This window comes from uncultured Kriegella sp. (genome assembly GCF_963975415.1).
In the GTDB taxonomy this organism is placed as follows: Bacteria; Bacteroidota; Bacteroidia; order Flavobacteriales; family Flavobacteriaceae; genus Kriegella.
Genome location: NZ_CAXBGN010000009.1, coordinates 25,609 through 48,177, shown reverse-complemented (window position 1 = coordinate 48,177; position 22,569 = coordinate 25,609). Strand labels below are relative to the sequence as shown.

The window sequence follows — 22,569 nt, the reverse complement described above, 5'->3', positions numbered from 1 at the left end:
AGATTCATGGTGGCGGTACCTTGAATCAAAACGACAAATTTGATTTGATCATAACCCGAAACATTTTTTATCTTAAACAAGTAAAAGAAAATAAGTGAAAACGATAGCAATGATACCCGCACGTTATGCGGCCTCTAGATTTCCTGCAAAGTTGATGCAAGATTTGTCGGGGAAACCTGTGATATTACGAACCTATGAGGCAGCGGTAAGTGCCCAATTGTTCGACGCTGTATATGTAGTCACAGACAGTCCGGTGATTTTTGATACAATTACCAAAGCTGGTGGACAGGCAATTATGAGTATAAAAGAGCACGACTGTGGTAGCGATAGAATAGCGGAAGCGGTGGCTGATATGGAAGTGGACGTAATCGTGAATGTTCAGGGTGATGAACCTTTTACCGAAAGAAAGAGTTTGGAAAGCCTTTTGGCCGTTTTCGAAAACGATAGTACAAAAGAGATTGATTTGGCCTCGTTAATGGTGCGAATTACCGATGAAGAAGAAATTAGTAATCCCAATACGGTAAAAGTAATCGTTGATAATGGAAACTTCGCACTATACTTTTCGCGTTCTCCAATTCCCTATCACAGGGCTGAAGATGTAACGCCTGTCTATTATAAGCATAAAGGCGTTTATGCCTTTCGAAAAAGTGCACTTATGGATTTTCATCGCCTGCCTATGTTGGGTTTAGAGGCGACAGAAAAAATAGAGGCCATTCGGTACTTAGAATATGGAAAAAGAATAAAAATGATCGAGACTACGGTCAGCGGCATTGAAATCGATACACCTGAAGACCTGATAAGGGCGAAAAAAGCATGGAAGTAGACTATAGTAACATCAAGGTTATCGCATTTGATGCCGATGATACCTTATGGGTAAATGAGACCTATTTTAGGGAAGCGGAAGAACAGTTCGCCGATTTACTCGAAAAATATGAGACAAAGAACAAGATAGATCAGGAGCTGTTCAAAATGGAGATGAAAAACTTGGACCTTTATGGCTATGGCATAAAAGGATTCGTACTTTCTATGATAGAATCGGCCTTGCAATTATCGAACAACCGGGTTTCCCAGACCACGATTTCCGATATTCTTGATATAGGTAGAAAAATGATTCTGCATCCAGTGGAACTTCTAGAAGGCGTAAAAGAGGTATTGAGTAAGTTGAACGGTGATTATCGTCTTATCGTTTTGACCAAAGGAGATTTGTTGGATCAAGAGAGAAAACTCGAAAAATCGGGTCTCTCCGAATATTTTCACCATGTCGAAGTTCTGAGCGACAAAAAAGAAGATAACTATATAAATTTGTTGGGTCATTTAGAGATTGACGTAAAAGAGTTTTTAATGATAGGGAACTCTTTAAAGTCAGATGTGCTGCCTATTGTCAATATAGGAGCAAAGGCTGTTCACGTTCCTTTTCATACGACTTGGAAACATGAAGAGGTGTTGGTTGAAGATGAGCATGGTGAATACCTTACGATAAATAAATTGACAGATATTTTGAAGTACTTTTAAGGCGGTTTATGGAGATGAAAAGGGAATTGTATACGGCAAAACATATTTTGCCAAAGCACGAGAAATATAAGAACTTCCCCATGGTTCCTCGTGTCATTTTTGGTAATGGCAGCTTTGATCAATTGAGTGAGATATTGTTGCCAAAAAGAAGGCATTCCGATGCTCCATTCATTTTTTTGGTCGACGATGTTTTTGAAGGAAAAGAATTAGTAGGTAGAATTCCACTAATGTTTAATGATCAAATTGTTTTTATCTCAGCCGAAGAAGAACCTAAAACAAATCAGGTCGATGTATTGGTGGCTAAAATTAAAAATGATTTTGAAGAACTTCCTTCAGGTATTATTGGTATTGGCGGTGGTACATTATTGGATTTGGCAAAAGCCGTATCCATATTATTGACAAATCAAGGAAGCGCAGCGGAATATCAAGGGTGGGATCTGGTACAAAAACCGGCAATTTATCACATAGGCGTTCCGACCATTAGTGGCACGGGTGCTGAAGTTTCGCGTACTACCGTTTTGCTTGGACCGACAAAAAAATTAGGGATCAATTCAGATTACACGACATTCGATCAGGTGGTATTAGACCCAGACCTAACTCAAGGTGTCTGTAAAGAACAATGGTTTTATACAGGAATGGATTGTTTTATACATTGTGTAGAATCGCTCGACGGCACTTTTTTAAATGCCTTTAGCCAAAGCTATGGCGAAAAGGCGTTCGAGCTTTGTAAAGAGGTTTATTTAAATGAAATGTCGGCAAGTGAATCTCGGGAAAAATTGATGATGGCTTCATGGCATGGGGGTATGAGTATCGCATATTCCCAAGTGGGTGTGGCACATGCGATGAGCTATGGATTGTCTTATCTTTTGGGCGTAAAGCATGGTGTAGGCAATTGTATGGTCTTTCGGCATCTTAAAGAGTTCTATCCTGAAGGAGTCGAACTGTTTTATAAAATGCTCGTGAAACATCAAATAAAATTACCTGAAAATATTTGTGCCCATCTTACCGATGATGATTTTAATACGATGATCGCGGTGGCTTTGAAATTAGAACCACTTTGGGAAAACGCTTTGGGAAAGAATTGGCGAACTATTGCCACACCGGAAAAGTTGAGGTCGATTTATCAAAAAATTTAATTTTTCTTCGAAGGGGTGTACATGAACTCTTTGAATAATCCTAACTATATTATATGAAGTGTCTCACCAGATTTGTATTTGTAATGGTTTTGGCGACCGTTATCAGTAGCTGCGCGAATGAGAAATCTAAAATTTTAATTATTGGAGATTCTATCTCCTTAGGATATACTCCATTTGTTAAAGCTCATTTTGAGGATAGTGCCATAATTGCACATAACCCTGGAAATGCCCAGCATACAGGAACAGGTCTAGAAAAGATAAGGGAGTGGATCGGTGACGGTGATTGGGATATAGTTCAATTTAATTGGGGCTTATGGGATTTATGTTATCGACACCCCGACTCCAAAGTTCAGGGAAATCGAGATAAAATTAATGGGAAGATTACTTTCAGCATTGAAGATTATAGTGCAAACCTTGATACTATTGTTTCCATTTTAAAAGAGAAAACCGATGCACAACTTATTTTTGTTACAACATCATATGTTCCTGAGAAGGAGGCCGGAAGGTTTAGCGATGATGCGTTGAAGTATAATGAAGCCGCAAGGGAAATCATGAAAAAACATGGGGTGCAGATCAATGATATTTTTGAAAAGTCGGCTTTGATACATGCAAAATATGGCTCAGGAAATGATGATGTACATTATACCAAAAAAGGGTATCAAGCGCTTGGAGAAGTAATTTCTGATTTTCTTTCTAGCAAAATGGAGTAAGAACTAGATGGTAGATTTCTAGTTTAAAATAGTATCTTACTGTTTAACTTTCTTTTTATGCTATGCAAATACTTGCCAAATTCATCTTCTACAAATTGTTGGGCTGGAAAATGGTCGGTACCTTTCCTGGCCATCTTGATAAATTTGTAATCATTGTAGTGCCTCATACGAGTTGGGTCGATTTCTTTTTAGGTTTAGTGGTTCGTAAAGTATGGAATGAGGAAATAAATTGGATTGGTAAAAAAAGCCTTTTTAGACCGCCTTTCGGTTGGCTCTTTAAACGCTTGGGAGGTGCCCCTATTGATCGCGGCAAAACAAACAATACTGTAGAAGCTACTGTTAAGATTTTTAACGAGCGCGAAAAGTTTCGGTTGACGATAGCCCCTGAAGGAACACGCAAAAAAGTGGCCCATTGGAAAACAGGGTTTTATTATATTGCAAAAACGGCAAAAGTGCCTATTGTTATGATTGCCTTTGATTTTGGTAGAAAACAAATAAAGATTTCTGATCCCCATGTTCCAACCGATGACAAGGCGTCCGATTTTAAAAGCTACAGCGCTTTTTTTAGGGGTGTACAGGGAAAAGTACGCCGAAATGATTTTTAGTTTGATAGTTTAATAATGAATACGCAGTGCTTATGTCAATGTATATACATGTGTTATTAAATGCTCAATATTCGCTTGATAGTTAGCATCTTTGGATGTTGTTTAAAAGCAAATTCATTGCCGTATGGCAAAGTTTGAACAACTGTAATTAGGCACAGAATTTAATCGTAAAAGTAGTTCCTTTATTGATTTCGCTTTTAACACAAATACTGCCCCCAAAGCTGGTAACATGACTGTGCACTAAATACAGCCCGACCCCTTTGCTATCTTCATTATCGTGAAATGTTTGGTTTAATTTGAAAATTAGGTGTCCTACTTTTTCCATATCAAAGCCAAGTCCATTATCGGAATAATGAAAAACCTTTTCCCCATTTTTTTGACGAGTACTTATTGTAATAACAGGTGAAATGTCGGGTCTGGCATATTTAATGGAGTTGGTGATTAAATTGAGAAAAATACTTTCCATATAAGCTTCGTTGAATGGTATGCTCTCTAACTCCGAAAAATTAATTATGAATTTTGTATTTGCCTTATGTATCAATGCACTTATTGACTTTTGTACTTTCTGAAACACACTGTCAAAATGAATTTCTTGAACTTCCTTTTTTATAGTCTCATTCTCTTTTAGCTGATCTACATTCGAATTTAAAGAAGCTTTAAGTTGCTCTGCGGAGAGCTTTATAAAGCGAACGATTTCCGTAGTGTTTTCATCACCGATATTGTTCAAATCGATTAAATCGAACAAAGAAAGCATATTATTTATTGGGGATCTCAGATCATGCGAAGTAGTATAATTGAGTTGTTTAAGTTCTTGATTTAGCTTGGAGAGGTGGCCTAAATGGGATGCCCGTTCAGTTTCCAATTTTTTCTTGTGGGTAATATCTTTTGCTATGGCATAAACAAGCTGTTCATTTTCCACAGGAATAGAAGTCCAATGAAGCCAAACATGTTCTCCAGATTTGCATACATATCGGTTTTCAAAATTGACCAATGGCCGATTGTTCTTCAAACTTTGTCTGTAGAAGGCTGTGCGTTCCTTGTCCTCCTCATAAATAAAATCACATATTAATTTTGAGTGTAGCTCTTCTTCAGAATAACCTAACAATTGCATGAAGGCCGGATTTATTTTTTTAAAATAACCATTATAGTCGGCGATACAGAGGCAATCCATAGACAAATCGAAAAAAGGTTCTAATTGAAGATCCATTGGTATGAGTAGTTTGGTGGTTATACGATGGTTTGATTTTCAGGTGTTTGTCCCAATTTTGACTTTCTTTGGTGGTCCAGTCTGATTATCGATGGTTGTTGACGACAATAAATAACGATAAAAAAGGGTGAATTATTCTTAAGTCAAGGTGTTAAATCAATACCAATATTGAAATTCGAAGGGATACTGGAAAAATTATTGACGAAGGCTATAGTACGGGGGATTAAGATAATTCGGATTCAGTACATGGTATGTTTTTAATGTCGGCAACCTTTGACTACTATACATCAATTTTACCAAGAGCGACTATGAGTTTAGCCCAAGCCTACGGAAATACCCTAGTAGGAAATAAATAGAACAATCAATATGAGACATCTGCAAAAGCGACAACGTTTTGAAATGGCTTTCAAGCTTAATAATTGCCGTTTATGAACCCTACATCAACTTAGAATTATTCTAGCCGTCAAATTTTACTCTTGCATGGTATGATATACGTTCTGCACGTCGTCCTATCATTATCATATGTATTATTTACAGTACTTTATGAATTATAAAATTTAATTAGTTCGTTATTAGTTCGATTTAAACAGATATATCCAAAATAAAGAACCTAGTAATTAGAAGAAAAACGAAGACTGAAAATGAATCTTCGGGTTATGAGCTCTCCGCCAGGAATTTCACCCACGGTTTTATTGGGCCCGCACGCTATAAAATTCTAAAATCGTATGCAAAAACGTATGCAGTTTTAGTTTTCTGATTAGTAAATAATTCTTGGGCAATTTACACAAAAAAGGGGAGGCAAATACAGGCTTTTTTAGGTTTTATTAGCTGCTCATCGCGCGATAATCTGCGCGTCGATTCGGTCCGTCTTCTTAGAGGCTACTTGCCCTTTCTAAAAATGTCCGCGGGGGCGATCACCAAGAAATCCCAACTGTATGACTCTAAACAGTGATGTGGGCGATAGCCGTAACAACCGGCCTTGTAGGTCGTAGCTACCTACGTGACCCGAAAAATACCTTTCCACGTAATTCCTCAGTCCTTCAGGGGAAGGGGACATTGAAAAGCTTCTGCCAGACAATATTTCCGTGACATAGGGCACCTTCCAGCTGCGCTTATGAATGTTCATCCCAATGATAGCTTAGGGCTTGCAGTTTGCCGGGTTTCCATATCTTTTGATTTTTGTGGATCTTAAAGATACTCGACAAGCTGCTTTTATATAGATGCTAATACCAAATGGTAGAACGGAAAAAGGCGAAGCGGAACATAGATATTAACAATGAAGACAACCTCTTGAAATTCATAAATCTTATTAGTTATAAAATACTCGTATTATTTCACCAACTCCCATTATATAGGCCTTCTTATTTACTTTTATTACTGTAAGCAAGGGGATTTACGTCCGTTTTTCACGCTCGGTTAAATCAATGAACCTCTTAATATTATTAATAATTAGTTTATGGGAGTAATCCAAATTCTAGATACTTTTTCTACTTTATTTAAAAGTGAGCAGTTGGCTCTTGTTTTTTAAAAGCTTCGCTTTATTTCTTAACAAAATTTAAAATTATAATCACCAAAAAAATTTTTACAGGGTTTTTTGGATATTCGTTTGGAGTTTGACCTGTCCATCTTTAAGCATAAGAACTTCGAACTAAGGGACTTTAATATTTCGATCAGAATTGTGTCCTAGCTGTGAAACTTCGGTTTGAAAATGGGCCTTGCCAAGCGGTATGACAAACTTTGGGAATGGGTGGATTATTGTAAATTTATTATTATTGAAATAAAATTTTATAGATTTATAGAATTATTAATGGTTCAACTATGAAAAACTCATTAACAGACACCGAATTGCTACGACGGCTTAATTTGGATGATATTAGCGCTTTTGAAATGATTTTTAAAAGATATTCAAAGGACATGTTTGCTTATGCAATGAATATTTTTCGAAACAGAGAACTTTGTGAAGATATCATACAAAATATATTTGTTGATTTTTGGGCCAATAGAAAAAAAACAAAAATCACATACCTTAAACCATATTTTTATCAGGCTGTAAAATTTCAAATCTACAAGTATTTGAGAGATAAAAAAATATCCGCAGTCGATATAGTGCCAGTCGATATTGTTGATTTTTCGTCAAATGTATCTGAAAAAATGGAATGTGAAGAATTGGAGAAAACAATAAACGATCAATTAGCAAAGCTCCCCCCCAGATGTCAACAGATTTTTGTTCTTAGCAGATATGAAAATAAAACCAATAAAGAAATATCAACAGAACTTGGCATCTCAATTCAAACTGTTAAAAACCAAATATCAAAAGCACTGAATTTTCTGCGTCAAAATCTTAGTTCAGAACAAGCCATATTCTACTACCTACTTCTTTCATCTTCTGTATTTGAACTGTAAAATCACATGTGGTTTTTTGAATTTTATGATATTGTGAGTTTTTATTATCGATTTAATTGGAATTTATCGTTGCGCTGTTCGGGCAATGTGCTATTAAATACTTTGAGTCAATACGGCGTAAAAATTCAGAAATGAATTTTAGAATTTTTTAAGTTTTAATCTATTCCCGTATAACCATAAATATAATAGAATTAAGACATTTTATAATAAATGATTCCTTTTCATATTATGATCAGGCCAATTCAGTGGCGCTTGACCCCACTGGTAAAAAGACGGAAATAGGATATGTCTGAAAGTACGATATGCCTTAATAATTTAGTTTTTAACCGGGTAATAATGCAATATTCTAGGTTTATTTTTATGAGAATCTTAAAAAAAAGCTTGAAAAGGAGTGGTACCTAACTGGAGATTATGGTACTAAGTTATAAAGGGCCCGTCCCGATACGGGAAAAAATATAGAGATACGGGAATGGACAAAGAATATTTGAGAGAACTTTTTGACAAATACGCCAGGAACGAATGTTCCGATAAGGAAATTGAATTGCTCGATAGTTATCTGGATTCTTTTCGGGACAAGGAGAGCCTCTGGTCCGAATTGGATTACGACCGGGCCGTCAAGGAAGGACTCTGGTCCAGTATAAAGTCCGATATCAGGGGCAAAGAAATTCCAGTAAAAAGATTGTACCGGGGCTACTTGAAATATGCTGCTGTTTTTATAGGACTTATCGCAGGATTGGCAATCTGGCACCAAAAATCGACATCACTGTCGGGTGTTGGGAATATAGAGGTTATTGCCAAGGATTCCCCTGTCATCCTAAAGATGCCCGGCAAAGGGGTGGTTGAAATCGATGCAGAGGGTAACCGTTCTCTCGCCGACAATACGGGAAAATTGGTCGCCCAATATGATGGGGGACAAATAAGCTATGCCAAGAACGACCGGGCCAAGGAGCTGGTCTATAACGAGGTCATCGTTCCCAATGGTAAAAAGTTCAAGATAATATTTTCGGACGGCACACTGGCACATGTGAACTCTGGGTCATCCCTTCGATATCCCGCCAATTTTGTCCCAGACAAGGAAAGACAGGTTTTCTTGGAGGGCGAAGCATATTTTGAAGTGGCCAAGGACACCAGTCGCCCCTTTTTGGTCACTTCCCCCGGAATCGGGGTGAAAGTGTTGGGTACCCACTTTGTGGTGAGTTCATATAAGGAGAGTGAGAATTTTGCCGTATTGGCCGAGGGAAGCGTAGCAGTGTACAGTGGACAGACCGGAGAAGACCCCACAATAATCGCTCCAGGAGAAAAAGCGACCATAGGGGAAAATAATGTGGCAGTCAGGACTGTCCAGATCGACGATTATCTGGGCTGGATGGAGGGCAGGCTCATTTTTAACGATGAGCGGTTTGCAGAGATTGTCCATAAGATTGAACGGCATTACGGGGTGGAAATCCAAAACGATTATGCTGCTATGGATTCAAAGAGGTTCCAGGGAAAATTTAGGGACGAGACTATTACTGACCTACTGGATGCTTTCAAGGAGAGTGCTGGATTCCACTACGAAATCAGGGATAACAAGGTCATAATAGACCGAAGTCTGGAGGAATGACCTAAGGGATTAAGATAATGAACAGTACGGGATGTCGAAAAATGTGGCCGCGTTTTTCAATACAGACCGATTATTAACCGTAATACAATAGACTAATCAAAATCATTTAAACTATGCAGAAAAACAAAAACATTTGGTTTTCCGTATTCACGGAAAACGTTCTCAAAAGAATCAAATCATGAAGCTCTTGCTTCTCAACCATAGCTCGCGCTGCCTGTATTGAAGGGGTAGTAACTTAGATATATGGTGTAATCATGATTTCCCCTATTTATTGAACGAGTTTTATTTTATGGGTAGATTGTCGGAATCTAAGATTTCTAGTCAACTATAATTCCTGTACTGTGTATCAGTATAGAGAAGTAGATCAAGACAATTATTGGTATCGATAACGTGGTATCCGTAGTCATCAATCTTTCGTCTCATATATAATCATGTTCATTACTAATAATTACCAATGGAGATCGATGGTCACAAAACTCATAAGAGAAACTACAGGCAAACTGCTTTATAAGAAAGTGCAATCAAAACAAAGAAACATGTCCAGAACAGAGTTGGGAGTCTTGATTTCGATAAGTTTGGGAATCGTTTTCCTGATATTATTTATTGTATCCCTGGGATTTGTTCAATTGAAAAAGGACTTGGTAAACCAACATTTCGTGCAAGGTGATTTAAGTAATAGTTTAGATTCTTCCAGTGTCAAAAACTATAGGCCAGTATATCCAAAAAGCCGCTATATCACGGGTATAGAATTTAATATGTTGACTTTGAAGAACATTTGCCCGGGGAATGGAATGGAGGCTCCCCGAAGCGACAATTGGACAATTACTTGGGCGGATGATGGAAATCAGTATACTGCTTGGGGAGATGGAGGAGGTTTTGGAGGCACAAATGATGAGGGAAGGGTTAGCATGGGCGTAGCGAAGATCGAAGGCAACAGAAATAATTATTCTGGTTACAATATATGGGGAGGGAAAAATCCAATAAGTTCGGAAAAGCCTTTTGGCGGGAAATCCTATGGAATTATTTCAATTGACGGATCTTTATTTATGTTGCGCAGTGGAAATGGAAAGACTCAGCAATGTTATGGCATGCAAGAGCTTTGGAAATCTAGAGATCATGGGGAATCCTGGAAGCGCACCGGCGTCGACTGGAATTTCCCATTCGAAGAAAATACGGGCTTCTTTGTGCCGACGTTTTTGCAGTTTGGTCAGGACTACAAAGGTGCAAGGGATGAATATGTTTATATATATGCACCCGATCATACAATGTCAGTTGATTCCCTCAGCAAATGGGATGTTAATAAGCCAGGAAGAATAAACTTGATACGAGTGCCTAAACAATTTATTGAGAAGAAATCTGCCTATTCATATTTTGCGGGCGCTGATTCTAATGGAAAACCAATATGGTCATCTAAAATAGAAAAACGACTACCCGTTTTTAGTGATTCGGAAAATGGTGTGATGCGAACAAGTGTAATTTATAATCCGGGTCTAAAACGCTATATCCTTACGGTTCAACAGGTTGGTAGATATAAAGATTTAAGAGGGGAAAAAGCGCATATCGGAATTTACGAATCTACAGAGCCTTGGGGGCCCTGGTCTACAATTCTTTTCGAACATCCATGGAATATAGGTGATTTCCCTCATCTACAAAATGAAAAATATCCAGGTGATCCAAAGACCGTTTATTGGAATTTTTCTCCGAAATGGTGGTATAGGAATGGAAGGGGGTTTGTTATGGTATATACCGGGCCTGGGGGTGATCAATGGGGATCCGTAGAAGGGACTTTTACAATTTCAGGGAATAGAAAAAAATGAAAAATTAAACAATGAAGATTTACACGATTATTGCTGTTTTAATAATGCAAGGAGAAATAAATGGGCAAACTCCTCCGTATCCCGCTAGCCAAGTTATAAAATCGGTTTCTTGGGATATGGATGTGAAAATCCAAAATGGATTGGGAAGTGATCAATGGCCAATGACATGGGCTAGTGACGACAATTTGTATGCTGCTTGGGGAGACGGCTGGGGATGGGAAAAAGGAAAGGAGCCCAAAAGGAGTATTGGAGTTACCAAAATAGAAGGTACCCCGCCAAATTTATTAGGAGAGGATCTTTGGGGTGCCGGCCCGGGGCAGAACTTTGGGAAGCCTGATGGCTTAATAGCAGTTGATGAAAAATTGCTGATGTTTTGGGTCAATGGTGACAGCAGGTATGATCACGATTCCTATTCAGCGGTATCAATGGATAGTGGGACAACATGGACTTTGGGAAAGGAGCGTATGTTTCCCCATGCTCCCGCAGGATTTCGGGTAAGGGGTATTTTACAATATGGAAAAGGATATGAGGGTGCTCCTGATGACTATATATATGTTTACTTCGGATTTAACCGTCATCCCGATATATATCTCGCAAGGGTAGAAAAAGAAAATATCTTCAATTCTGTGGATTATGAATGGTTTGAATACATAAATGAAGATAGCAGTGCTTCCTGGTCCTCAGATTTTACAAAAAAGGCAACAGTTTTCCATGATAACAACGCTTACTTATGGCATTTGAGCATTTGCTATAATCCCGGTTTGAAACGATATCTTTTGGCAAAACCTCATTTTGCCAAGGGAGACGATCGAAAAAGTATACTAGCCGACGTGTCCAGCTTTGGGATTTTTGATGCCCCTAATCCATGGGGACCATGGACCACTGTTTATTATGAGGATAATTTTTTAGACAAACTAGTAAAATTTAATTACGTAATACCAACTAAATTTTTGGGTGATGGTGGTAAAAGCTTTTGGCTGGGTTGGTCAGGATGGCCTGAGTATGACAATATAAATTTTATGAAGGGACAATTCGAATTGTATAAATAAAATCTTGTATTGATTTAATGAAAATAGAAAAATAGTGAGTTGAGTTAGTTGAGTTAGTTGAGTTGTTGTTGGGGCATGTCCCAAAAGGAAATATGTCCCAACTTTTTTTGAAAATCAATGGTATTCTTATCTGACTCTTAACAAGGCGCCCATGAACTTAAGAAAGGTGTATAGCCTTCCTAATGGACCAATACAGGAATGTGGCTAACGTTTGCACTTTTTATAGAATAGAAATAAACATACTGTGAAAAAGTATGCAATGAAAATTAGTGTATAAGTTCTCGAATTAACAAATAATGAAAAATGAAAATAGCAATTGATGCGGACAGAAATGGTTCAAATCTAAAAGAAATTATTTTGACCCATATCAAAGAACTCGGCCATGAGGTTGAGGATTTGGCCTACCTACAGTTTTATAAGGACAAAGATTATCCTGATGTTGCATATAATCTTGCAAAAAGAATTCGGAACAAAGAATTTGAAAGAGGAATCCTTATTTGTGGTACCGGCCTTGGCATGGCCATTATGGCCAACAAAGTACCTGGCGTTTATGCAGGTGCATGTAATGACGTATATGCTGCGGAACGATTGCAAAAAAGCAATAATGCTCAGGTCCTTACTCTGGGTTCAAAAGTCGTCGGGGAAGAATCTGCAAAAATTATCAGCGAGGCCTTTGTCCGGTCAGGATTCCAGAAAGGGCGATCACTTCCTAAATTTTTCAGGATACAAGAAATTGAGAATGAAATAATCCACGATACAAATGACGAGAAGTAATGTTTTTTGATATTCAAAATATTAATAAAGGATATGCGGCGGATGTCAAGAGATTACTTGAAAGAGGTAAGCCATTCCAAGCAATCCAAAGCCCTAAGGATTTGGATCTTTTGAACTACCTCGGTTTGGCTGCCATTGACCATAGACGGATGCTGCTACAGTTGGGGCAAAAACACAAAATCAGACTGCATTATGGTGCCTGTATGAGTATGGTTGAAATCATCACAATTCTTTACCTCTACTGGCTAAATATTGACCCAGAAAAACCTGATTGGGACGGAAGGGACCGCTTTGTTTTGAGTAAGGGGCACGCAGTTCCTTCACTGTACATAACGCTCCTACAATCAGGATATGTTAGTGATAGAGATTTTGAAAAGTATCGAACGATAGATAGTATTTTTCAAGGCCACCCTGATCGGAACAAAACTCCAGGGATAGATTGTTCCACGGGTTCCCTTGGGCAAGGATTCCCCGTGGCGTGTGGAATGGCATGGGCATTGAAAAAAAATGGGAGTTCAGCAAAGGTCTATTCTTTATTAAGCGATGGCGAATGTAATGAAGGTTCTGTTTGGGAGGCGGCACTTATCGCCCATAATGCCAGACTGGACAATTTGATTTCGATTATCGACTACAACAAAAAATCATCCTACGGGTCTATGAAAGATAGGAATGCTGTTTCTCCTTTATCTCAGAAATGGGAATCTTTCGGATGGAATGTTCTACGTGCTAATGGCCATGACTTTGAAGATCTGTCAAGGGTATTAAAGCAAGCACATGATACAAAGGGGAGACCAAGTATTATTATATGCGACACAATTAAGGGTAAGGGGATCCCCTTACATACAAGACAATTTGTCTCGTCAAGTTCTGGGCTTGATGAGTCGCACTATGAGGAGGCAATTGTTTACCTAAATAATTTGGAAAAGAAGATCAATGAAGAATCTGGCACTAGAATTCGCTGATATATTGGTAGAAATAGGAACAAAATATCCCGAGGTAGTTGTTTTGGATGCCGACTTACCCGATTCTTGCAAAACCGAAAAGTTTGCCAAGAGCTTTCCTAAGAGGGTTTGGGACATCGGTGTCGCGGAACAGAGTTTGCCCACAATATCTGCGGGCCTGGCTTTAATTGGAAAGATTCCGGTGTATAATTCCTTCGCCGTTTTTGCAGTACACCGCGGAGTGGATATGATTCGACAATCTATTTGCTATAACAACACAAATGTTAAGATTATAGGTCATGCCGCCGGTGTAAGTATGGGATATACAGGACCTTCTCATCACACTATTGAAGATATAGCCCTTTTACGGTCCATGCCTGGCATGTGCATTTTACAACCATCTGATGCTGTTGAACTGAAGCAAATGATGTATGCTGCAATAGACCATTATGGGCCGGTTTACCTAAGACTTCCTAGATCGACTGTCCCAAATCATCATGGGAGCGATTATGAGTTTAAAATAGGACAGCCCGACGTTATTAGTGAAGGAACTGATATCAGCCTATTCTTCACTGGGGATCTTTACCCTAAAGTTTTGGAAATACTATCAGGATTAAAACAGCGGAAAATATCGGTCCAGGTGGTCAATCTCCCAACGATTAAGCCTATTGATGTTGATTCGATCATCCGATTGGGTAATAAAACCAAGGCGGCCGTTACATTGGAAGATCACAACATTATGGGGGGTATTGGTAGTATGATAGCAGAAATTTATGCCGAGCATTTACAAAAACCGGTAAAACGAATGGGCATCAATGATACCTTCACCGAATCTGCAGATGCCGATTTGCTTCGAGAGCGATACGGTCTTGGAAATAAAGCAATACTACAAGCTATTAACGCAGTATTAAAAACCAATAAACTAGGATTATAATGAAACGAAGCGAAATAAATCTTGCAATCAACGAGGCTTTTCAATTTTTTAAGGACATGAATATCGTCTTGCCAAAATGGGCCTATTGGAAACCTGACCAGTGGAAAGATATGGGCAGCATTGTTGGTGAGGTTATGGAAAGAGGATTGGGATGGGACATTACCGATTTTGGAAGTGGCGACTTTGAAAACATAGGGCTTATAAACTTTAATACTAGAAACGGATCTCTAACCGACAAAGACAAACCCTATTGCGAAAAAATTATTGTTGTCAAGGAAAACCAGGTAACACCAAATCACACGCACCACATTAAGAAAGAAGACATTATCAATAGGGGTGGTGGAAATCTAGTAATACAATTGTTTCATGGTGACTTTGATGGAAACCTGACTGATGAGGATATAACAGTCAAAATAGATTCCATTCCTGTAACAGTCGCTGCGGGAGGCACTGTTACTTTGGAACCTGGTGAAAGTATTTATCTATTGCCCGGAGTTTACCATGAGTTTTGGGGGGAAAATGGAAAAGGAAAAGTTTTGGTCGTCGAAGTGAGCAGTGTTAATGATGATGCCACCGACAATATTTTTGTCAATACCATTCCTAGGTTTCCCACAATCGAAGAGGATGAAGCACCCGAATATCTACTGGTGAACGACTATAAAAAATATATTCAACCTCATTTATAGACATGGCTCACAAGAACAACATAAGTGAACGCTTGGATGCCTTGTATGAGTTTGATAGGGAACCCGTAGCAAAAAGTAAATTACAAAAAGTATCTAATTTTATCGGTTTATATGCCGGGGAGCACGTAGCGGGAACCGAATTTGTGATAGGTCCTCTATTCGTTGCCCACGGCGTTACTGCTCCTGATCTGTTTTTAGGTTTGTTGGTTGGCAATATATTGGCAGTTTTAAGCTGGGCAATATTTACTGCACCAGTGGCCGTGAAAACCAGACTTACTCTTTACTGGCAATTAAAAAAGGTGGCAGGGGCGAATACGACCATTGTTTATAGTATTGTAAATGCTTTGGCATTTTGTATTCTGGCTGGTGCGATGATAGCCGTTTCTTCTACGGCAGTAGGTCTCTCGTTCAATATGACAATGCCGTCATTGGATGATTTTTATCCAAATAGTGTGGAGTGGATACTAGTCGTATTCTTTGTCGGTTTAGTTGTAACTGCCTTAGCAATACTGGGATTTGAAAAAATTTCCCATTTCGCAAAAATATGTGCACCTTGGATGTTCCTGGTCTTTATAGCTTCAGCCGTTGCGGTATTACCAAAACTGGGCTGTAATTCTATAGGTGACTTTTGGAGGGTCGCCAATGAGAAAATATGGACCGGAATTCCTTTTGAAGGACAATCAAAGTTTACATTTTGGCATGTTACTTTCTTTGCTTGGTTCTGCAACATGAGTATGCATATTGGGATGTCCGATATGTCAATTCTACGATATGCCAAAAATTGGAAATATGGATTTACCAGTGCCTTTGGAATGTTTTTAGGGCACTACATTGCCTGGGTGGCCTCGGGGATTCTATGTGCGGCTGCATTGGGCGATATTGCACCAGGACCAATTGCGTATATGGGAGCTGGAATTACGGGTGCTATAACTGTCATTGTTACGGGGTGGACGACCGCAAACCCAACCTTATACCGTGCAGGTCTTGCACTCCAAGTGGTAACTCCGAATTGGAAAAGATGGAAAGTAACATTGGTAGCAGGCCTAATAACAACTATTGCAGCCTGTTTTCCAGGGTTTATTATGAAGTTCCTAGAGTTCATAGCCATACAAGGGTTGGTAATGATGCCAATTGGGGTAATAATAATAACGGATTTTTGGATACTGCCAAAACTAGGATTGAAATCCTATATTGTTTCCTATCTAAAAAAGGACGTGAGCTGGGCCGCAATAGTTACTTGGGTTGTGAGTATGGCCTTGTCTCTATGGTTTAATATGCACTTTGGGGTAGAAATATTCTTCCTTGGCTTGCCCGGGATTTTAATAGCCCTTCTGCTGTACGTCCTATTAAGCGCCATCATGCAAAAAAAATACAGTAGAACTAATGTGGTTGTAAAATGATGCAGTCTAAAAACTAGTAAAAAATTATAATTTAAATACTTATGAGAAAATTTGCAATAATCATATCAATACTGGGTCTTTTGTTTACTGTAGTACCATCTTTTTTTGTGTTATACGGTAGACTGTCATGGGATAGCCATGCTTTATGTATGGCCATTGGAATGGTGTTGTGGTTCGTTTCAGCCCCATTCTGGATGAAAGCAAAATCAATTCAATAGAGGTCCAGATTTAGGTTTAAAGATAGGTGAATGGATATTCAAAGAAAATATTATGTAGGTATAGATGTTGGGACGACGAACGCCAAATGCGTCATCATCAATGACCTTTTGGAAATTGTATCCAAAGAGAGCTGTGAATATTCTATAGAGTCTCCAAAACCAGGCTGGGCAGAGCAGAATCCTGATATGTGGTGGGATACAGTATGGGAATTATGCATAAATGTAATCGGTCAATTTGAATACAAACAGGATATAACCAAGATTGGAGTAAGTGGCCAAATGCACGGTTTGGTTACTTTAGATTCCAGTTTGAAGGTTATCCGGCCCGCGATTTTGTGGAACGACCAACGATCGGCTGCTGAATGCAAGGAAATCATTGAGCGGGCTGGAGGAGAAGAGGCTCTCTTGGAATATACAAATAATAACATGCTCATCGGTTATACCGGTTCAAAAATATGTTGGGTCCAGAAAAATGAGGTAGAAAATAGTAATAGGATCCATAGAATAGTGATGCCGAAAGATTACGTTAGATACAAGCTGACCGGGGAAATATTTACCGATGTTACCGATGCTTCCGGAACGGGCCTGTTCAATGTTAAAGAGAAGTGTTGGTCGAAGGAGCTTTTAAATAAAATAGGAATTCCTATCGATTGGTTGCCCAAGGTTATTAATTCAACGGATCAAAGCGGTGTGTTGAAATCGGAATTGGCGGAGCAACTTGGGTTAAAGAAGAATGTGCCAATAATCGCGGGTGCGGGAGATGCGGTTATTCAACCGTTGGGGTCAGGTATTTTTGATTCGTCCGAAGGACTATTGGTAATAGGAACAGGAGGGAATGTCACGATTCAATCATCAAAATATATATATAATTCTAAGGCAAGGTTGCAATTTTTTTGTGGAGTCCTACCCAACTCATACATGGCTATGGGGGTGACCTTGAGTGCAGGAGGTTCGTTGAAATGGTTTAGGAATCTTTTACTGGAGGGACAGATTCCTTTAACGACGTATGGGGAACTTGATTTACTTGCAGAAAAATCCCCTGTGGGGGCGAATAGGTTACTGTTTCTGCCATATTTGAGCGGCGAAAGGTGTCCTTATCCTGATGAATTTGCCCGAGGGGCATTTATTGGAATGAATCCTAAGACATCTCTTTCTGATATGGTGCGGGCAGTAATGGAAGGTATATGCTTTAGTTTAAAGGATATTACTGCCATGATGGAACAATCTGATTTCGTATCCAAATCCTTTTGTTTATCAGGAGGCGGTGCCAAAAGTGAAGTATGGAAACAAATGTTGGCCGATGTTTTCGATCGTCGGATAACAACAGTCGCTGCGAGTAGTGAGGGCAGTGCATTTGCGGTCGCGATCCTCGCAGTAATATCCGATAAAACATGGATCGGTTCTGAGCAGATAAAACAAAGAATACCCATGGCGACCAATAATGTTCCAGTAAAGAAAAATAAAGAGAGGTACTCCCGACTTTTTTCCATTTATCAGAAAGGATACCCGCAATTGAAAGATATATTCCGTGATTTAAATACTTGAAAATGAAATTAATAAAAGAGTTTGATGAGGTCGATGATTTTGTTGTAAAAGCAACAAACAAACCCAAAGGGATTCTAATTCAAATCCTAATAATATGGGTTATCGGGGTCTATAGCGGTAATGGGCAAAAATCCCCATATCCGGACAGCCCCGTAATAAAGGGAATTTCGTTAAAATGGTCTACCCATCAGCGCGGTGCCCTCGGAAGTGATAATTTTCAGCTTACCTGGGCAGATGATAACAATTTATATGGGGCTTGGGGAGACGGTGGAGGCTTTGTTGGAAATAGCAATAAAGCTTGTCGTGTTCCTTTAGGTGTGGCGCGAATTGAAGGAATGGGAAGAAACTGGAAAGGATATGATGTATGGGGAGACCCTAAGTGTTCCGAAAACGGGGCCACCTTTAATGGCAAAAGCTGGGGTACTATTTCCGTAGACGGTGTTCTGTATATGTGGGTAGTCTCAGATCACAAGTACGGGCATCTTAAATTCGTAAACTTGGCCAGGTCCTTCGATTATGGGGCATCCTGGGAGAAATCGGAATGGAAATTTGAGATTACCGATAGATTGTCCATCCCCACCTTTATCAATTTTGGTAAGGATAATTCGGGGTCTAAAGACGATTTTGTGTACAGTTATTTTATTCATGTAGAGGATACCACCAACACGAAATTTGAAATGCATGAAAAGGGAAAATTGTATCTGGCAAGAGCTAATAAAGATTCGCTATGGGAGGGCAGAAAAGCCTTCAAATGGTTTAAAAATATGAATATGGGAAAACCGCAGTGGGGAACTGTTTGGGAAAAAAAACCAGTATTTGAAGACCCCGAAGGTGTGGGTTGGTGCCTAAGTGCATTTTATAATCTAGGATTAAAGCGATATATCCTATCTGCTGAACATACAGAAACCCACCAAGGAATTATAGGAATATTCGATGCTCCAGAACCATGGGGCCCCTGGACGACCGTAAAATATTGGACAGAGGAGGAATACTTTGGGAAATCTAGACCCGGAGACAATTTGGATTGGGCCAGAAATGTCTTCTTCATCGCCTTTAACAACAAATGGTTAAGTAAGAACGGGAAAAAATTCACTCTCAATTTTACTGGAGGCGGTAGAGGTAATGATAATGATTCTTTCAATACGTTAAAAGGTTCATTTGTAGTTGATTGATAGAAATTGAAAACTGCCTCTTTGTTAAATTTGGCAAATGGGAAATGAAATAACAATAAAAAGAACTGGAAATTTTAATAATGAAAACAAACATAAAAACACTTAGTCTAACTTTTATAACATGGTTTGTAGGCGTGTATAGCAGCCATGGACAACACCTTCCTTATCCGGCCAGTGAGGTCATTAAGGGAGTTGCGTTAAAATGGTCAACCCATCAACGCGGAGCCCTTGGAAGTGATAATTTTCACCTTACTTGGGCCGATGACGATAATTTGTATGGTTCATGGGGCGATGGCGGGGGATTTGTAGGAAATAGCAATAAGGAATGTCGGGTGTCTTTAGGTTTTGCCCGTATCGAGGGTTCGGGAAAAAACTGGAAGGGATATGATGTATGGGGGGATCCGAAGTGTTCCGAAAATGCGGCCATGTTCAAGGGCAAAAGCTGGGGTACCATCTGTGTGGACGAAATTCTTTATATGTGGGTGGTGGAAGGTCAAAAAGAGCACCATCGCAAATCCGTCAATCTCGCAAGATCTTTTGACCACGGCGCATCCTGGGAAAAGTCGGACTGGGAATTTAATGGGGAAGATAAAATAGCGATTCCAACATTCCTGAATTTTGGCAAGAATAATGCCATGGCCAAAGATGATTTTGTTTACAGTTATTTTATCCAGATGGAGGATACGACAAAAATAGATTTTGCATTCCAAAAAAAGGAAAAACTGTATTTGGCAAGAGTTCATAAAGATTCTTTATGGGAAGGCAGAACGGCCTACAAATGGTACAAAGGTTTAAACGAGGGAAGCCCGCAATGGGGTGGTATCCTCGACAGGAAAGCTGTTTTTGAAGATCCGCAAGGAGTCGGGTGGTGCTTGAGTGCATTTTACAATCCCGGACTAAAGCGGTATATTATAGCTACCGAACATACGGTAACGCATAAAGGGGTTATGGGCATATTCGACGCCCCCGAGCCCTGGGGGCCTTGGACAACGGTAAAGTATTGGACGGAGGATGATTATTTTGGGAAACATAGGCCCGGTAGCAAGTTAAGTTGGGGTATAAATGTTTTTTTTCTTGCCTTCAACAACAAATGGTTGAGCAAGGATGGGAAGAACTTCACCATGAATTTTACCGGAGGGGGTAGGGGAAACGACAACGACTCGTTCAATACGGTAAACGGTGCATTTATAGTGCATTAATTAAAAAAAATAGGAATCGATATAGGCGGAATTTATCTCGAATAAGGCCCTTTTCATATGATGATGTCGTAATAAGTTGGGGGTAATAGAAACCCAACGTTGAGGCGACCGATCGGTAATTTCTCTGGCAATTTACCTGTTCTTGTCCGTGGAGTTTATACTTGAATGTTGTGCCTCATTAAAAAACAATAAACTATGAAGATTATCAGAACAATATTTATTTTAATAGTAATCCTGTCTTTAGCCAATTTCACAACAAAAACTGATAAAGGATATATTACTAGCTACAATCAAAAGTATATGTGGTCCACAACTGGACAAACATTTGTTCCAAACTATGTAATGATTGATGTAATTGCCAATCAACGTGAAAAAGGGAGTAACAATGATTTATCATTAATAACTGAAAAAGATATTGATGCTTTTATCAATACCTTCATGCTTGAACACGGTTTTAATGGAATTCACATTCCTGTTTATGGACAGTGGTTTCATATCGGCGACAACAAAGTCAAACCAACAGATAATGAAATTGACCAAGAGACATTTGATAAACTTAAGATGATTATATCCAAGGTCTATGAGGCTGGCGGATGTACTCATATATGGTTATGGGGTGATGCACAACGAAAACAAACATCAAAAAGCCTGGCAGGGGGTATCATGGGTGAGGAGGAAAAATATCTTCTTGAAGAAATCTATAAACAACTTAATCCATTAAAAGGCTGGACAATCGGATATGGCTTTGATTTATGGGAATGGGTAGAAGACCATCAGCTAAAGGCATGGCAAGATTATTTATGGCAAAAAGAAGATTGGAAACACTTATTGGGGGCAAGGGCATCCAAAAATAAGCTTAATCAAATATATGAGGGGCTAGATTATTCCAGTTACGAATACCATAAACCATCGTACAATGAACTTAGAACGATGATTAATAAGCGCCCTTCCAAACCCAGCTTCTCAGAAGATAGATATAGAATTCGAACGCCCAGTAAATATCCCAAAAAGGATTTTAACGAAGAAGAAACTTTAAAGGGTTTATGGTATCATACAATGGCTGGTGGCATTGCTGCCATCTGGGGTAATTTGGACGAGACGGGTGAGTACAATAACAAGGATGCCTTAAAATGTTTTTCTATATTCTGGAATGATAATCAGCGTTTTAAAAAAGATATGATTGTTGATACCACTTTATCTGAAGCATATTGCTTAACAGATTATTCTTGTTATGTTTTTTATCAGGAAGATGCTAAGAATATCAACTATAGATTTAAAGGCAAACAGAGAAAAGTTATTGCGATTGACACAAAGAAAAAGTATCAGGAACTTGAAATCGGCAAATTAAAGGGAGGAAAACATACTTTTAAAGCACCATATCAGTCTGATTGGGCTATATGGATAGAATAACGAGGCACAACAATGTGCTATAATTCATAAGGGTTTAAGAGGTTTTCGAGCTTTATCACCCGCATCAAATCTGGGTGGTAACTTGATGGATTAGAAGTCCACAACCCCTTACGAAATCATACATTAAACGTTGAAACGGACATATAGCACGGCGGTCCGACAAGTCATGAATTTTTAAATGTGTACGGCATGCTTAAACATATATTGTGCTGTAAACCTCGCGACTGCAACTGTAAAATAAGAAACAT

The 22,569-nt window shown here is 39.0% G+C and carries 19 protein-coding genes; 18 read left to right on the top strand and 1 reads right to left on the bottom strand.

All coding sequences use genetic code 11. The features are described from left to right. Positions 1-109 precede the first annotated feature (109 nt). From kdsB to AACZ88_RS17640, 5 genes are all read left to right on the top strand, one after another. Positions 110-823 carry a 3-deoxy-manno-octulosonate cytidylyltransferase gene (kdsB, locus tag AACZ88_RS17660; protein ID WP_339713412.1) on the top strand — a complete coding sequence of 238 codons (714 nt, stop codon included), beginning with the start codon at positions 110-112 and terminating at the stop codon, positions 821-823. Further along, a complete protein-coding gene (locus AACZ88_RS17655; protein WP_339713072.1) occupies positions 814-1,512 on the top strand; it encodes an HAD family hydrolase in 699 nt (232 codons plus the stop codon). Before kdsB ends, AACZ88_RS17655 begins: the two co-directional genes overlap by 10 nt. Before the next feature lie 8 nt (positions 1,513-1,520). After that, positions 1,521-2,648: an iron-containing alcohol dehydrogenase family protein gene (locus tag AACZ88_RS17650; RefSeq protein WP_339713069.1), complete on the top strand. Its 1,128-nt coding sequence runs from the start codon at positions 1,521-1,523 to the stop codon at positions 2,646-2,648. Between the two features lie 53 nt (positions 2,649-2,701). After that, entirely contained in the window at positions 2,702-3,358 is a 657-nt protein-coding gene (locus AACZ88_RS17645) for an SGNH/GDSL hydrolase family protein (protein ID WP_339713067.1), read from the top strand. A gap of 62 nt (positions 3,359-3,420) precedes the next feature. Next, complete coding sequence (locus AACZ88_RS17640) at positions 3,421-3,963, top strand: 1-acyl-sn-glycerol-3-phosphate acyltransferase (RefSeq protein WP_339713064.1); 543 nt, start codon at positions 3,421-3,423, stop codon at positions 3,961-3,963. Between the two features lie 148 nt (positions 3,964-4,111). On the opposite strand, the gene AACZ88_RS17635 is transcribed toward AACZ88_RS17640, so the two are convergent. Then, positions 4,112-5,170 carry a PAS domain-containing sensor histidine kinase gene (locus AACZ88_RS17635; protein ID WP_339713061.1) on the bottom strand — a complete coding sequence of 353 codons (1,059 nt, stop codon included), beginning with the start codon at positions 5,168-5,170 and terminating at the stop codon, positions 4,112-4,114. A gap of 1,818 nt (positions 5,171-6,988) precedes the next feature. Between AACZ88_RS17635 and AACZ88_RS17630 the strand changes: the two genes are divergently transcribed. From AACZ88_RS17630 to AACZ88_RS17570, 13 genes are all read left to right on the top strand, one after another. Next, on the top strand, positions 6,989-7,573 hold the full coding sequence (locus AACZ88_RS17630; protein WP_339713058.1) for an RNA polymerase sigma-70 factor: 585 nt from the start codon (positions 6,989-6,991) through the stop codon (positions 7,571-7,573). A gap of 469 nt (positions 7,574-8,042) precedes the next feature. Beyond that, positions 8,043-9,176, top strand: a complete 1,134-nt coding sequence (locus tag AACZ88_RS17625) for a FecR domain-containing protein (RefSeq protein ID WP_339713056.1) — start codon at positions 8,043-8,045, stop codon at positions 9,174-9,176. Between the two features lie 536 nt (positions 9,177-9,712). Next, the gene (locus AACZ88_RS17620; protein ID WP_339713053.1) at positions 9,713-10,993 is read left to right on the top strand and encodes a DUF4185 domain-containing protein; all 1,281 of its coding nucleotides are present in this window, start codon (positions 9,713-9,715) and stop codon (positions 10,991-10,993) included. An 11-nt stretch (positions 10,994-11,004) separates the two neighbouring features. Further along, the gene (locus tag AACZ88_RS17615) at positions 11,005-12,042 is read left to right on the top strand and encodes a hypothetical protein (RefSeq protein ID WP_339713050.1); all 1,038 of its coding nucleotides are present in this window, start codon (positions 11,005-11,007) and stop codon (positions 12,040-12,042) included. Positions 12,043-12,345: 303 nt separating this feature from the next. Further along, a complete protein-coding gene (locus AACZ88_RS17610; protein ID WP_339713048.1) occupies positions 12,346-12,816 on the top strand; it encodes an RpiB/LacA/LacB family sugar-phosphate isomerase in 471 nt (156 codons plus the stop codon). Beyond that, positions 12,816-13,778: a transketolase gene (locus AACZ88_RS17605; protein ID WP_339713046.1), complete on the top strand. Its 963-nt coding sequence runs from the start codon at positions 12,816-12,818 to the stop codon at positions 13,776-13,778. The genes AACZ88_RS17610 and AACZ88_RS17605 overlap by 1 nt, the downstream gene beginning before the upstream one ends. Beyond that, positions 13,750-14,691 (top strand): transketolase C-terminal domain-containing protein, encoded by a 942-nt coding sequence (locus AACZ88_RS17600; protein WP_339713043.1) that lies wholly within the window; start codon positions 13,750-13,752, stop codon positions 14,689-14,691. Before AACZ88_RS17605 ends, AACZ88_RS17600 begins: the two co-directional genes overlap by 29 nt. Further along, the gene (locus AACZ88_RS17595; RefSeq protein WP_339713040.1) at positions 14,691-15,377 is read left to right on the top strand and encodes a D-lyxose/D-mannose family sugar isomerase; all 687 of its coding nucleotides are present in this window, start codon (positions 14,691-14,693) and stop codon (positions 15,375-15,377) included. The genes AACZ88_RS17600 and AACZ88_RS17595 overlap by 1 nt, the downstream gene beginning before the upstream one ends. Before the next feature lie 2 nt (positions 15,378-15,379). After that, on the top strand, positions 15,380-16,777 hold the full coding sequence (locus AACZ88_RS17590; protein WP_339713037.1) for a hypothetical protein: 1,398 nt from the start codon (positions 15,380-15,382) through the stop codon (positions 16,775-16,777). Positions 16,778-17,025: 248 nt separating this feature from the next. Continuing rightward, positions 17,026-18,540 carry a xylulokinase gene (gene xylB, locus AACZ88_RS17585; RefSeq protein WP_339713035.1) on the top strand — a complete coding sequence of 505 codons (1,515 nt, stop codon included), beginning with the start codon at positions 17,026-17,028 and terminating at the stop codon, positions 18,538-18,540. Positions 18,541-18,542: 2 nt separating this feature from the next. Beyond that, positions 18,543-19,712, top strand: a complete 1,170-nt coding sequence (locus AACZ88_RS17580; protein WP_339713032.1) for a hypothetical protein — start codon at positions 18,543-18,545, stop codon at positions 19,710-19,712. An 80-nt stretch (positions 19,713-19,792) separates the two neighbouring features. Continuing rightward, a complete protein-coding gene (locus tag AACZ88_RS17575; protein ID WP_339713029.1) occupies positions 19,793-20,911 on the top strand; it encodes a hypothetical protein in 1,119 nt (372 codons plus the stop codon). A 195-nt stretch (positions 20,912-21,106) separates the two neighbouring features. Further along, positions 21,107-22,321, top strand: a complete 1,215-nt coding sequence (locus AACZ88_RS17570) for a hypothetical protein (protein ID WP_339713026.1) — start codon at positions 21,107-21,109, stop codon at positions 22,319-22,321. Positions 22,322-22,569: the final 248 nt, after the last annotated feature.